Annotated in this window: 11 protein-coding genes and 1 pseudogene; 8 read left to right on the forward strand and 4 right to left on the reverse strand. The window is 72.1% G+C overall.

The annotated features are described in order from the left end of the window. Nucleotides 1-49 precede the first annotated feature (49 nt). Complete coding sequence (locus O7595_RS29805) at nt 50-772, reverse strand: lysophospholipid acyltransferase family protein (RefSeq protein WP_269731668.1); 723 nt, start codon at nt 770-772, stop codon at nt 50-52. Nucleotides 773-1,143: 371 nt separating this feature from the next. Between O7595_RS29805 and O7595_RS29810 the strand changes: the two are divergent. The 5 genes and pseudogenes from O7595_RS29810 to O7595_RS29830 all read left to right on the forward strand — a co-directional run bounded on the left by O7595_RS29810 (nt 1,144) and on the right by O7595_RS29830 (nt 5,735). Further along, nucleotides 1,144-1,540, forward strand: a pseudogene (locus O7595_RS29810) (TlpA family protein disulfide reductase). 230 nt (nt 1,541-1,770) lie between these two features. Then, nucleotides 1,771-2,277: a flavin reductase family protein gene (locus O7595_RS29815; RefSeq protein WP_269731669.1), complete on the forward strand. Its 507-nt coding sequence runs from the start codon at nt 1,771-1,773 to the stop codon at nt 2,275-2,277. Between the two features lie 189 nt (nt 2,278-2,466). Then, nucleotides 2,467-3,252 carry an electron transfer flavoprotein subunit beta/FixA family protein gene (locus tag O7595_RS29820; RefSeq protein WP_269731670.1) on the forward strand — a complete coding sequence of 262 codons (786 nt, stop codon included), beginning with the start codon at nt 2,467-2,469 and terminating at the stop codon, nt 3,250-3,252. Nucleotides 3,253-3,310: 58 nt separating this feature from the next. Beyond that, nucleotides 3,311-4,285 (forward strand): electron transfer flavoprotein subunit alpha/FixB family protein, encoded by a 975-nt coding sequence (locus O7595_RS29825; protein ID WP_269731671.1) that lies wholly within the window; start codon nt 3,311-3,313, stop codon nt 4,283-4,285. A gap of 160 nt (nt 4,286-4,445) precedes the next feature. Continuing rightward, nucleotides 4,446-5,735: a DUF6986 family protein gene (locus O7595_RS29830; RefSeq protein ID WP_269731672.1), complete on the forward strand. Its 1,290-nt coding sequence runs from the start codon at nt 4,446-4,448 to the stop codon at nt 5,733-5,735. A gap of 116 nt (nt 5,736-5,851) precedes the next feature. On the opposite strand, the gene O7595_RS29835 is transcribed toward O7595_RS29830, so the two are convergent. Further along, nucleotides 5,852-6,835 (reverse strand): LacI family DNA-binding transcriptional regulator, encoded by a 984-nt coding sequence (locus O7595_RS29835; protein ID WP_269732680.1) that lies wholly within the window; start codon nt 6,833-6,835, stop codon nt 5,852-5,854. A 230-nt stretch (nt 6,836-7,065) separates the two neighbouring features. On the opposite strand from O7595_RS29835, the gene O7595_RS29840 reads away from it, so the two are divergent. Continuing rightward, nucleotides 7,066-8,025: an ROK family protein gene (locus O7595_RS29840; RefSeq protein WP_269731673.1), complete on the forward strand. Its 960-nt coding sequence runs from the start codon at nt 7,066-7,068 to the stop codon at nt 8,023-8,025. Nucleotides 8,026-8,404: 379 nt separating this feature from the next. Here O7595_RS29840 and O7595_RS29845 read toward each other — a convergent pair whose 3' ends face one another. Then, nucleotides 8,405-9,286, reverse strand: coding sequence for a DUF4394 domain-containing protein (locus O7595_RS29845; RefSeq protein WP_269731674.1), 882 nt, complete (start codon nt 9,284-9,286; stop codon nt 8,405-8,407). Nucleotides 9,287-9,838: 552 nt separating this feature from the next. Here O7595_RS29845 and O7595_RS29850 point away from each other — a divergent pair. Next, entirely contained in the window at nt 9,839-10,768 is a 930-nt protein-coding gene (locus tag O7595_RS29850; protein ID WP_269731675.1) for a peptidoglycan recognition protein family protein, read from the forward strand. Nucleotides 10,769-10,783: 15 nt separating this feature from the next. On the opposite strand, the gene O7595_RS29855 is transcribed toward O7595_RS29850, so the two are convergent. Then, nucleotides 10,784-10,957 (reverse strand): hypothetical protein, encoded by a 174-nt coding sequence (locus tag O7595_RS29855; protein WP_269731676.1) that lies wholly within the window; start codon nt 10,955-10,957, stop codon nt 10,784-10,786. Between the two features lie 153 nt (nt 10,958-11,110). On the opposite strand from O7595_RS29855, the gene O7595_RS29860 reads away from it, so the two are divergent. Next, nucleotides 11,111-12,142 (forward strand): NUDIX hydrolase, encoded by a 1,032-nt coding sequence (locus O7595_RS29860; RefSeq protein ID WP_269731677.1) that lies wholly within the window; start codon nt 11,111-11,113, stop codon nt 12,140-12,142. The last annotated feature ends 6 nt before the right edge of the window (nt 12,143-12,148 follow it).

The following is a 12,148-nucleotide window of genomic DNA, read 5'->3' on the forward strand; positions in this document are numbered from 1 at the left end:
CCCGCGACCACGGAGAGGCCACCCGGAGGGAGGACCTGAGGGAATCCGCTCAGTGTGCCTCGCGGACCTCGGCCGGCGTCGGGGCCGTGCCTCCGAGGTGCGCGGGTACCCACCAGGTGTCGGAGGCGTCCTTGGGTCGCACCGGATAGGCGCGCTGCGCCGACTCCAGCAGTTCCTGCACCCGCTCCCGCAGCCGGCGGGTGATCGCCCCGGCGTACTGGTCCGTCGGCGCCTCCATGGCCTCGCCGACGCGGATGGTCACCGGGATGTGGCTGCGCCGGAGGTTCTTCGGCCTGCCCTTGGTCCACAGCCGCTGGGTGCCCCACAGGGCCATCGGGACGAGCGGTACGCCGGCTTCCTGGGCGAGCCGTGCCGCGCCGGACTTGAAGCCCTTCAGCGTGAACGACTGCGAGATCGTGGCCTCCGGGAAGACGCCGATCACCTCGCCCGCGCGCAGCGAGTCCAGCGCGTGGGCGTACGCGGCCTCGCCCTGGGTGCGGTCCACCGGGATGTGCTTCATCCCGCGCATCAGCGGACCCGAGGCCCGGTGCCGGAACACCGACTCCTTCGCCATGAAGCGCACCAGGCGCTTCTGCGGCAGCGCGGCCAGGCCGGAGAAGATGAAGTCCAGGTAGCTGATGTGGTTGCTCACCAGCACCGCGCCCCCTGAGCGCGGGATGTTCTCCGACCCCTGGCTGTCGATCTTCAGGTCGAGCGCCTTGAACATCGCGAGTGCGGCGCCGATGACCGGCCGGTAGACGAGCTCTGCCATGTCGGGAGAGGCCCTTCCTTCTGTGTCCCGGGGAGGGTTCTCCCAACGGAAGTTACGCAGCCGTAGGTTTTCGGCATTGGGCAGATCGTGCCCCATGTGCGGCGCTACGGCCAGTCCCCGGCGCGTCGTACGGCGAGATTCTCGTCACGTCGTGTCACCTGCACCGGCCACGCGCCCACGCCGAGGCGCGGTACCCACCGGTCGGGCAGCGCCCAGCCGGAGGGAAATGAGGTGGGGGCGCGTACGGGCGGCGCCGAACCGCCACCCCTGGCGTCGACCTGGTCCATGCCGCCCGGGACCCCTCCGGGGTGCGGGAGCGGGAATCATCGCGGTCGTGTGCATGCTGGACGAATGACGACGACCGACGTGCGGTGTGCGCGGCGGTCCTCGCGGTGGCGGGAGCGTAGGCTGCCGCACCGCCGGACGAACGGGAGGCCGAGGGTGAGCGGGAAGGACGGGGAACGCCGGCTCGGCGCGGCCGAACTGGGCGCGGAGCTGGGGGCGAGGGCGACTCTGGTGCAGTTCTCCAGTGCCTTCTGCCGGCCGTGCGGGGCGACGCGGCGCACGCTCGCGCAGGTCGCGGACATGGTCGACGGTGTCGCCCATGTGGAGATCGACGCGGAGGACCGCCTCTCGCTCGTGCGCGAACTGGACATCCTGCGCACACCCACCGTGCTGGTGCTCGACGCCGGGGGACGGATCGTGCGGAGGGCGTCCGGGCAGCCCCGGAAGGCGGATGTCATCGCGGCCCTCGGCGAGGCCGTCTGACGGCGCGGAACCGGCGACGGCCGGATGACGGCCCGTGACACAGCTCCCATCCGACCGGGCCCACTTGACTCCACGCACCGGCAATCGTCAGTCTGACGATGTGCCAACAGAACTCCTTCCCACCGGCCGGAAGCAGCAACAAAACGCCCCGGCCCACGACGCGAGCGCTCGCTGTCCGGGTGTCTGAGCAGCGACGACCCCGACCGAACCCCTCGCAGAAGGACCTCTCCATGGCGGCCACGCCCGGCCTCGGCACCCCTCGACTCGCCTCTCCCGATCTGCTGCGCTCCGTCTTCCGGCGCCATGCGGCCGGAGTCGCGGTCATCACCGCGCACGGGGACCGTCCCGTCGGATTCACCGCCACCTCGCTCAGCTCCGTGGCGGCCGAGCCCCCGCTGCTCTCGTTCGGCATCGGCACCACCTCCTCCAGCTGGCAGGTCGTCGCCGAGGCGGGGTACGTAGGGGTGCACATACTCTCCGAGGACCAGCGCGAGCTGGCCGCCACCTTCGCCCGCCGGGGCGCCGACAGGTTCGCCGCGCCCACCCGATGGCGTACCGGGCCCGAGGGCGTCCCGCTCCTGGACGGCGTGCTGGCGTGGCTGGTCTGCCGGGTCGTCGCCCGGGTGCCCGCGGGGGACCACCGGGTGGTGATCGCCGAGGCGGTCGCCGGCGACCCGGAGGGAGTCGGCCGTCCGTTGCTGTACCACCAAGGCCGCTTCAACGCGTTGAGGGACTGAGAGATCCCGGTTACGCAGCGTTGGCAAGGTCACAGTTCCAAGCGCTTGCTCACCGGGTACGCAGTGGATGTACTGGTGAGTAATATTTCGTTCGGAGCGCCGGTCGCCCCGACCGGAAACCCCGCCTTCAGGCGCCTATGCTGCCTGCACAAGGCAGCTCAGTAATGACGATGCAGTAGGAGAGCCGGCGTGAGCTTGAGGATCGTTGTCTGTGTGAAGTACGTGCCCGACGCCACCGGCGACCGGCACTTCGCCGATGACCTGACCGTCGACCGCGACGACGTCGACGGTCTGCTGTCGGAGCTCGACGAGTACGCGGTCGAGCAGGCGCTGCAGATCGCCGATGAGGCGGACGACGCCGAGATCACCGTGCTGACCGTCGGTCCGGAGGACGCCAAGGACGCGCTGCGCAAGGCGCTGTCCATGGGCGCCGACAAGGCCGTCCACGTCGAGGACGACGATCTGCACGGCACCGACGTGATGGGCACGTCCCTGGTCCTGGCCAAGGCGATCGAGAAGACCGGTTACGACCTGGTCGTCTGCGGCATGGCCTCCACGGACGGCACCATGGGCGTCCTCCCGGCGGTCCTGGCCGAGCGGCTCGGCGTTCCGCAGGTGACCCTGCTGTCGGAGGTATCCGTCGAGGACGGCACCGTCAAGGGCCGCCGTGACGGCGACACCGCTTCGGAGCAGCTGGAGGCGTCCCTCCCGGCGGTCGTGTCCGTGACGGACCAGTCGGGCGAGGCCCGCTACCCGTCCTTCAAGGGCATCATGGCCGCGAAGAAGAAGCCGGTGCAGTCGCTGGACCTGTCCGACCTCGACATCGAGGCGGAGGAGGTCGGCCTGGAGGGTGCCTGGACCGCGGTGGACTCCGCGGCCGAGCGTCCGGCCCGCACCGCGGGCACGATCGTCAAGGACGAGGGCGAGGGCGGCAAGCAGCTCGCGGAGTTCCTCGCGAGCCAGAAGTTCATCTGAGCTTCGGTCATCACCCCAACCGCCCCGCACACTTCGCAAGCAGGAGAGAAGAAGTCCCATGGCTGAAGTTCTCGTCTACGTCGACCACGTGGACGGCGCCGTCCGCAAGCCCACCCTGGAGCTGCTGACGCTGGCCCGCCGCATCGGCGAGCCCGTCGCCGTCGCGCTCGGCTCCGGTGCCGAGGCCACCGCCCCCGCCCTTGCCGAGCACGGCGCGGTGAAGGTCCTCACCGCCGACGCGCCCGAGTTCGCCGACTACCTGGTCGTGCCGAAGGTGGACGCGCTGCAGGCCGCGTACGAGGCGGTGTCCGCCGGCGGCTCCCTGGCCGCGGTGCTGGTGCCGTCCTCCGCCGAGGGCAAGGAGATCGCGGCCCGTCTCGCGGTCCGCATCGGCTCCGGCATCATCACCGACGCGGTCGACCTGGAGGCCGGCGACGAGGGTCCGGTCGCCACGCAGTCCGCGTTCGCCGCCGCCTTCACCACCAAGTCCCGCGTTTCCAAGGGCACCCCGGTCATCACGGTGAAGCCGAACTCGGCCCCCGTGGAGGCCGCCCCGGCCGCCGGCGCCGTCGAGGGGCTGAACGTCACCTTCGGTGACAAGGCGACCGGCACCAAGGTCGTCTCCCGTACCCCGCGCGAGTCGACCGGTCGCCCCGAGCTGACCGAGGCCGCGATCGTGGTCTCCGGCGGCCGCGGCGTCAACGGCGCCGAGAACTTCTCGGTGATCGAGGCGCTCGCCGACTCGCTCGGCGCGGCCGTCGGCGCCTCGCGCGCCGCCGTGGACGCCGGCTGGTACCCGCACTCCAACCAGGTCGGCCAGACCGGCAAGAGCGTCTCCCCGCAGCTGTACATCGCCTCCGGAATCTCCGGCGCGATCCAGCACCGGGCCGGTATGCAGACCTCGAAGACGATCGTGGCGGTCAACAAGGACCCCGAGGCCCCGATCTTCGACCTGGTCGACTACGGCGTGGTCGGCGACCTGTTCGAGGTCGTCCCCCAGCTGACCGACGAGGTCAAGGCCCGCAAGGGCTGAGTCGGGACAGCACGCCCGTCCGGGGCCGCACGGTGAAGCCACCGCGCGGCCCCGCGGCGTTCCGGGAGACCATTGACGCAGGTCAGTCACCCCGATAGCTTCACCATACGGATTGCTGATTCCGTCAAGCGGAATGACGTGAGTGTGGGAGGGTGCCGAGATGGGCCAGCAGGAGAAGGTGTCGACGAGCCTCGCCGGCGCGGTCGGCGAGGAGATCAGCACCTCCCTCGCGCCGGTGGACGCCGAACTCGCCCGCCGGTACCCGGGAGACCCCGGCACCCGCCAGCCCGTCCACACCGTCTACGTACCCGGCGACGCCTACGACGCCGGGACCATTCGCTCCTGGGGCGACCAGGCGCTCGCCGCGCTGGACGAGCACGCGCCGGACGCCGTGACCCTCGCGCGGGTGCTCGGGCTCCCCGACGACCTCGCGGAGCCCGTGTACAACCGGGTACGGGCGAAGCTGGAGCGCGAGCCCGTGGAGGATCTGCGGGTCGACTTCGAGGACGGCTACCACGGACGCGACGAGGACGCCGACGCCGCCCGCGCCGCCCGGCTGGTCTCCGAGGCGTACGCCCGTGGTGCTTCGGCGCCGTACACGGGCATCCGCATGAAGTGCATGGAGGCCGCCGTACGCGACCGCGGGATCCGCACCACCGACGTGTTCCTGACCGGACTGATGGAGCACGGCGGGCTGCCCGGCGGACTCGTCCTCACCCTCCCGAAGGTGACCTACGCGGAGCAGGTCACGGCCTTCGTCCGGCTCCTCGAGGCCTTCGAGAAGGCCCACGGCCTCGACGCGGGCCGCATCGGGTTCGAGATCCAGATCGAGACCAGTCAGGCCATCCTCGCCGCCGACGGCACCGCGACCGTCGCCCGGATGATCGACGCCGCCGAGGGCCGAGCCACCGGGCTCCACTACGGCACGTTCGACTACAGCGCCTGTCTCGGCGTCAGCGCGGCCCACCAGGCGAGCGACCATCCCGCCGCCGACCACGCCAAGGCGATCATGCAGGTCGCCGCCGCCGGCACCGGCGTCCGGGTCTCGGACGGCTCCACCAACGTGCTGCCGGTCGGCGGCACCGACCACGTGCACGAGGCCTGGCGGCTCCACTACGGGCTGACGCGGCGCGCGCTGGCCCGCGCGTACTACCAGGGGTGGGACATGCACCCCGGCCACCTCCCGACCCGCTACGCCGCCGTGTTCGCGTTCTACCGCGAGGGCCTGGAGGCTGCGGCCGCACGCCTCGCCGCGTACGTCGCCCGGACCGAGGGCGACATCATGGACGAGCCCGCCACCGCCAAGGCGCTCAGCGGCCATCTGCTGCGGGGCCTGGACTGCGGTGCCCTCGACGACGCCGAGGTCGCGCGTCTCACCGGCCTCACCCGGTCCGAGCTCGACGCCTTCGCCCGGCCGCGCCGCGGCGATCTGACGGCCACCGCGCAGTAGCCGCCGCCGGAACGGCCACCGCCGCCCACCAGGACGTTCGGCCGCAGGAGTCCCGCCGCGCCGACCGCGACCGGCTCCCGCAAGGGTCGGCGGGGCCCCGTCGGACGGACGGGCCGTCAGGCGCCGGGCGGTGGCACCTCGCCCGAGCCCCGGGCCAGCAGCCGGGTCGTCAGCTGCACGCGCGCCGGTGCCTCCGAGACCCCGTCCAGCCGGCGGAACAGCCGCTCGGCGGCGGTACGGCCGAGCGCGGCGGCGTCCTGGGCGATCACCGTGATGCCCAGCAGGTCGGCGAGTTCGATGTCGTCGAACCCGACGAGGGCGACCGGGGCCCGGCGGCCCGCCAGCAGCCGCACCGCCGTCACCGTCACCCGGTTGTTGCCCGCGAACAGGGCGGTGACCGGCTCGGGACCGGAGAGCATCTCCTCCGTCGCCGCCGTCACCCGCGAGGGATCCGTCGAGCCGAGGGACACCCAGCGTTCGTCCACCGGCAGCCCGGCGTCCTCCATCGCCGCCCGGTAACCGCGCAGCCGTTCCACCGCGGTGTGGATGCGCGGCTGGTCGCCGATGAACCCGATCCTCCGGTGCCCGTGCGCGATCAGATGCGCGACGCCCTCGCGGGCGCCGCCGAAGCTGTCGGAGAGCACGACGTCCGCGTCGATCCGGCCGGCGGGCCGGTCCACGAACACCGTCGCCACGCCCGCCTTGATCTCGGGCTCCAGGTAGCGGTGGTCGTGGCCCGCGGGGATGACGATCAGTCCGTCCACCCGGCGGGCGCACAGCGCGAGCACCAACTCCTGTTCCCGGTCGGGGTCCTCCGCGCTGGAACCGTTGATCAGCAGGGCCCCGTGCGCCCGGGCCACCTCCTCCACGGCCCGGCTCAGCGGCCCGTAGAAGGGGTCGGCCAGATCCTCCAGCACCAGCCCGATCGAGGCGGTACGGCCCTTGCGCAGCACGCGCGCGCTGTCGTTGCGACGGAATCCCAGTGCCTCGATGGCCTCCTGCACCCGGCGTTCGGTGTCCGGGGTGACGCCCGGCTCGCCGTTCACCACGCGCGAGACCGTCTTCAGCCCGACTCCGGCACGCGCGGCCACGTCCTTCATGGTGGGCCGGTTGCCGTAACGGGTGTCGGTGCGGCGGGCGAACTCGGCCACGATGCGCTGTCCTGTCGTCGTCGGGAGTGCCCGTCCGGGCACCTGGCGGATACCGCGTGCGCCCGGTTCGGGGCTGTGCGAGGGTGTGGCGTCGAGCATAGGCCCTGGACAACGTTGTCAGGGGAATGGAGACTGGTCGGAGAAGCAGCTGGACCGTCCCCGGGGAGAATCGCACACCGATGCATAACGACCTCGTCGCCGCGCTCGACATCGGCGGTACCAAGATCGCCGGCGCACTGGTGGACGGCAGCGGCCGGATCCTCGTACGGGCGCAGCGGCCGACGCCGGCGCGCGAGGACGGCGAGACGGTGATGCGCGCGGTCGCGTCGGTACTCGGCGAGCTCTGTGCCTCGCCGTGCTGGCTGCACGTCACCGCGGTGGGCGTCGGCAGCGCGGGTCCGGTGAACACGTCAGCGGGCACGGTCAGTCCGGTCAACGTCCCCGGCTGGCGAGGGTTTCCACTGGTGGACCGGGTGCGGGCGGCCACCGGTGGGCTGCCGGTGGAACTGGTCGGGGACGGCGTCGCCATGACCGCGGCCGAGCACTGGCAGGGTGCGGCCCGCGGATACGACAACGCCCTGTGCATGGTGGTCTCCACCGGCGTCGGCGGCGGGCTCGTGCTCGGCGGCAGGCTGCACCCGGGGCCGACCGGGAACGCCGGTCACATCGGCCACATCAGCGTGGACCTCGACGGCGACCTCTGTCCGTGCGGGGCGCGCGGCTGTGTGGAGGGAATCGCGAGCGGCCCGAACATCGCCCGCCGGGCCCTTGAGGGCGGCTGGCGCCCCGGCCCTGACGGGGACTCCTCGGCGGCCGCCGTCGCCGTGGCCGCCGCCGCGGGCGATCCGGTCGCGATCGCCTCCTTCGAGCGCGCCGCACAGGCCCTGGCCGCCGGAATCGCCGCCACCGCCACACTCGTCGAGATCGGTATCGCCGTGGTCGGCGGGGGAGTGGCGGGCGCGGGAGAGATCCTCTTCACCCCCCTGCGCCGCGCGCTGCGCGACTACGCCACGCTCTCCTTCGTCCGGGACCTCGTCGTGGCGCCGGCCCTGACGGGCACCGACGCGGGTCTCCTCGGCGCTGCCGCCGCGGTCTCGCCCGGCCCGCGCGGCCAGGCGGCGGCGACGGCGGCGGGCTGAGGACCGGGCCCTGGGCGACGCCGACCCGGCGCGCCGACGGAGGCCGAGCGCCGGCGGGCGGACTCCGTCACGGCGCCGAACCGCGCTCCGCGGCCGGGGGTCGGGCGCCCCGCTCCTGAGGCACCGCGGCCCGGGCCCACCACGTTCCGGCGGCGGCGCACCACCACGGCCGGAAGCCACCACCGCCGGGTACGAACCACCGCCCAGCGACGGCGAGGTGGCGTCGGGAGCCGGTGGGGCCGCGGCGATGCGGCGGGGCGGTGCCCGGTGCCGGGCCTGCGTCATCCGGTGACCCGCCGGTCCGGCGGGCATGCCGCGGTGCTGTGCCGGAGGAACGCTCCGGCACAGCACCTGCGTCATGCGCCCGGGTCGCGCCGGATCAGTTGCCGTTGCCCGGCTTGCCGTTGTCGTCGTTGTCGTTGTCGTTGTCGTTGTCCTGGTTCTGGGTCAGGGGCACCGCGATGTCGACCACCTGCACCGGGAAGGCCTGGCCGACCCTCGTGGCCTCACCGGTCAGCAGGTTGACCCGGTAGAAGCCGGTGGTGCCGCCGTTGGTCTGGAGCGAGGCGAAGCCCTGGTTCGTGGCCTTGGTCGAGGAGTAGATGTCGAATCCGGCCGGAAGGCCGGCGTTCACCCCCAGATCACCGGTGGACTCGAGGACGCCGGTGTTCGGCGGGGACACGACGCCGACCTGGTCGCCGTTCGTGTCGATGACGAACAGTGTGGTGTCGGTGGCCGGAGCCATGTCGTTGTTGGTGTAAGCCGCGCCGGTCACCCCGAGGACCGTGAGGTCGGTGTCCTCCTCGGTGTTGCCGTCCTCGACGTTGTGACGGAGGTTCTGACCGGTGTTGCTGATGATCCGCAGCCGGTTGGCGGCAGCGCTGAAGTCCACGCCGAACTGTTCACCCTCCAGCAAGAACTCGAGCCGGTGGAGCAGGGTGGCCACTGCGGTCTGCGCATTGATGGTGTACACGCCGCCGGCGTTGCCGACGCCGTACAGCCGGCCGTCCTGCACCCGGTAGTCGATGCCGACCAGCGTCGTGTCCTCCTGCAGTCCGGTGACCGCGCCGATCTCCGTGACGTCCTGCGGACGGTTGGCACGGAACTGCACGAGCCTCTGGTCGCTGGTCAGACCGGTAACGGTCAGACTGTTGCCGCCGCCGCCGTTCTCGTTGCCTCCGTCGTCCATGTCGGCGGCGGTCGCCGGCGCGGCCGTGGCGATCGAGGCCGCGAGGGCAAGAGCGATTACTGCTGCACGCATAAGATCTCCGAGCTCTCTTCGGACGCCCCCATCCGATGAGGCGTCAACACGCCGACGATAAGCATGCAAATCACCGGATAGCTCCCTGAATAGACCCATAAGGCGTCGCCTGCTGCTCCGACCGAGGGAACGCGATCATCGGCGTGTCGGGCGCTCGCCGGGCGTGGCGAGGACGGGCATCGCGCAGGCCCGGGAGCGGCGTCCGCCGGCGGAGTGACCCGCCGGCCGGTGTTCGGCCGCCCTCCGGGGGAAGGCCGGTCGGCGGCCGGAGCCGCGCGTCCGCCGACGCCCTGGCCGGCGGAGCGGCGATCACCGTGCCGGCGTCCTTCGGCGTTTCGTGCGGATGTGAAGGTGACGCATCGTGACGTGCCTCCCGCGCTCACGCGTGGGCGTGGACGGGGGACGCACGGTCGCCGCGGTACGTGGTGGAGCAGCGGGCGCCGCCAAAGCGCGGATTCCGCCTCAGCGCCGCGCCGAAATGCCCGCGCGGGAGTTTCCCGGACCCCGACCTGCGGCATCAGGGTCATGGGCACGACAGAAGGGGGTGCGCACATGGCCTGGTACCCAGGTGCCACCAAGTACGAGCTACAGCCCGAGTCGGACGGTCAGCCGGCCATCCGGCCCACCCAGTTCATCCTGCACAGCATCGCCGCGCCGTGGACCGCTCAACGGCTCTACGAGTACTGGAAGTCCACCAACCTCGAGTCCCATTTCGGTCTCGGATACGAGGGTGACCTGGGCCAGTACATCGGCACCGAGACCCGCGCCGACGCCAACGCCGGCGCGAACCGGCGCCCTGACGGAACCGGCGCCGTCAGCATCGAGACCGCGTCGAACACCAAGTCGTCGGACCCGTGGACCGATGCCCAGGTCGAGCAGCTGGTCCGGCTCGGGGTGTGGCTGCACCAGCGGCACGGCATCCCGCTGCGCACCTGCCGCAGCCACGACGACCCCGGTTACGGCTACCACCGTCTGCACTCCGCCTGGGCGGTGTCCGGCACCGCCTGCCCGGGGGACGCCCGGGTGCGCCAGTTCAAGAACGTCGTCTTCCCCGGAATCGTCGCCCGCGCGACCGGACAGAGCCCGCCCCAGGAGGACCCCGACATGCCGTCCATGCTGAATGAGTCCAATGCCGTGGACGTCACGCTCCGTTCCGGTGTCTGGACGGGCCTGGCCTTCACGGACGCGGTCCTGCACGCGGGGCCCCGGCGTCACTCGACCCTGGTCCACCTGCTGTTCGCCGACAACACCCACAAGGAGGCGCGGATAGAGGGCCGTTTCTATCTGACCGACACGGCGGGCCGAAACCCGTCCCCGTACCTCGCCGTCACCGGAAAGGGGCCCGGCGGCCACCAGTTCCAGTGCACCGCGGACGTGCCCAGGGATCGTCATCTGCGGTTCGAGGTCCGGGCGACCACGCCGGACGGATCGTCGGTACGGCTGCTCCACCGTGTCGTCTCGGGGCCGTACTGGGCCCTGTGATCGGGGGCGACGGGCTCAGCGGGACTCGGCCCCCTGCTGCGGGATCACGACGAGGAACGCGTCCGTGTCCAGGTCCATCACCACCTCCGCCGGGACGCCCTCGTCCCGCCGCGCCCGCGCGAACTCCTCTGCAGGCCGGCTCCCTCGCGGGCCACCGGCGGGAAACGTCTCCAGCACCGTTCGGCGCATCCCGCACCCCCTTGCTCGTCCGTGATCCACAACGAAGCTCCGTCCGGATGTGTTACGGCCCGGGCCCGCGCGGCCGGCGCGACGCATCCGAGTGACGTTTCCGTGGCAGGGTGTTGCGGGCAGTCCACAGGGGGCTACGGAGGAGGGGGAACCGTGATCGTCTGGATCAACGGTGCGCTCAGCGCGGGCAAGACGACCACTGCTCGCGAGCTGATCGATCTGATCCCGAACAGCACGTTGTACGACCCCGAGGTGATCGGCGGGGCGATGCGGGCACTGCTGCCGCAGAAACGACTCGCCGAAGTGACGGACCACCAGGACCTGCCCATCTGGCGCCGGCTGGTCGTGGACACCGCGGCCGCGCTGCTCGCCGAGGTCGGCGGGGTGCTGGTGGTTCCGATGACCCTGCTGCGCCAGGAGTACCGCGACGAGATCTTCGGCGGCCTCGCCGCGCGCCGGATCCCGGTCCGGCATGTGCTCCTCTGCCCGGACGAAACGATCCTGCTCTCGCGGATCGCCGACCGCGAGGAGCCGTGCGCCCCGGGGGAACGCCCGGGGGAGGACCACGCGTACGACCACATCGAGCGCTACCGCACCGCCCTCGGCTGGCTGAGCGCCGACGCCCACGCCGTCGACAACTCGCGCCTCACGCCGAGGGAGACCGCGGAGACGGTCGCCGAGGCCGTACGCTCCGGCGCGGCCGGGATCAGCGACATCGTGCAGACGGCGGAACCCACGGCCGAGACCCTCGCCGCCGGAGTCCTGCTCTTCGACGAACAGGACCGGGTGCTCCTCGTCGACCCCACCTACAAACCCGGCTGGGAGTTCCCCGGCGGTGTCGTCGAGGCGGGCGAGGCCCCGGCACGCGCGGGGATCCGGGAGGTCGCCGAGGAGATAGGGATCGAGCTCGGCGCCGTGCCGCGTCTGCTCGTCGTCGACTGGGAGCCGCCCCGGCCACCCGGGTACGGCGGGCTCCGGCTGCTCTTCGACGGAGGGCGGCTCACCGGCGACGACGCGGCCGAGCGGGTGAGCCTGCCCGGGGCCGAACTGAGGGACTGGCGCTTCGCGTCGGAGGAGGAGGCCGCGGGGATGCTGCCCCCGGTCCGCTACGAACGGCTGCGCTGGGCCCTGCGCGCCCGGGAACGCGGGACGGTGCTGAACCTGGAGGCCGGCGTGCCCGTCTGACGAGTA

The sequence above is a fragment of the Streptomyces sp. WMMC940 genome, from assembly GCF_027460265.1.
Taxonomy (GTDB): domain Bacteria; phylum Actinomycetota; class Actinomycetes; order Streptomycetales; family Streptomycetaceae; genus Streptomyces.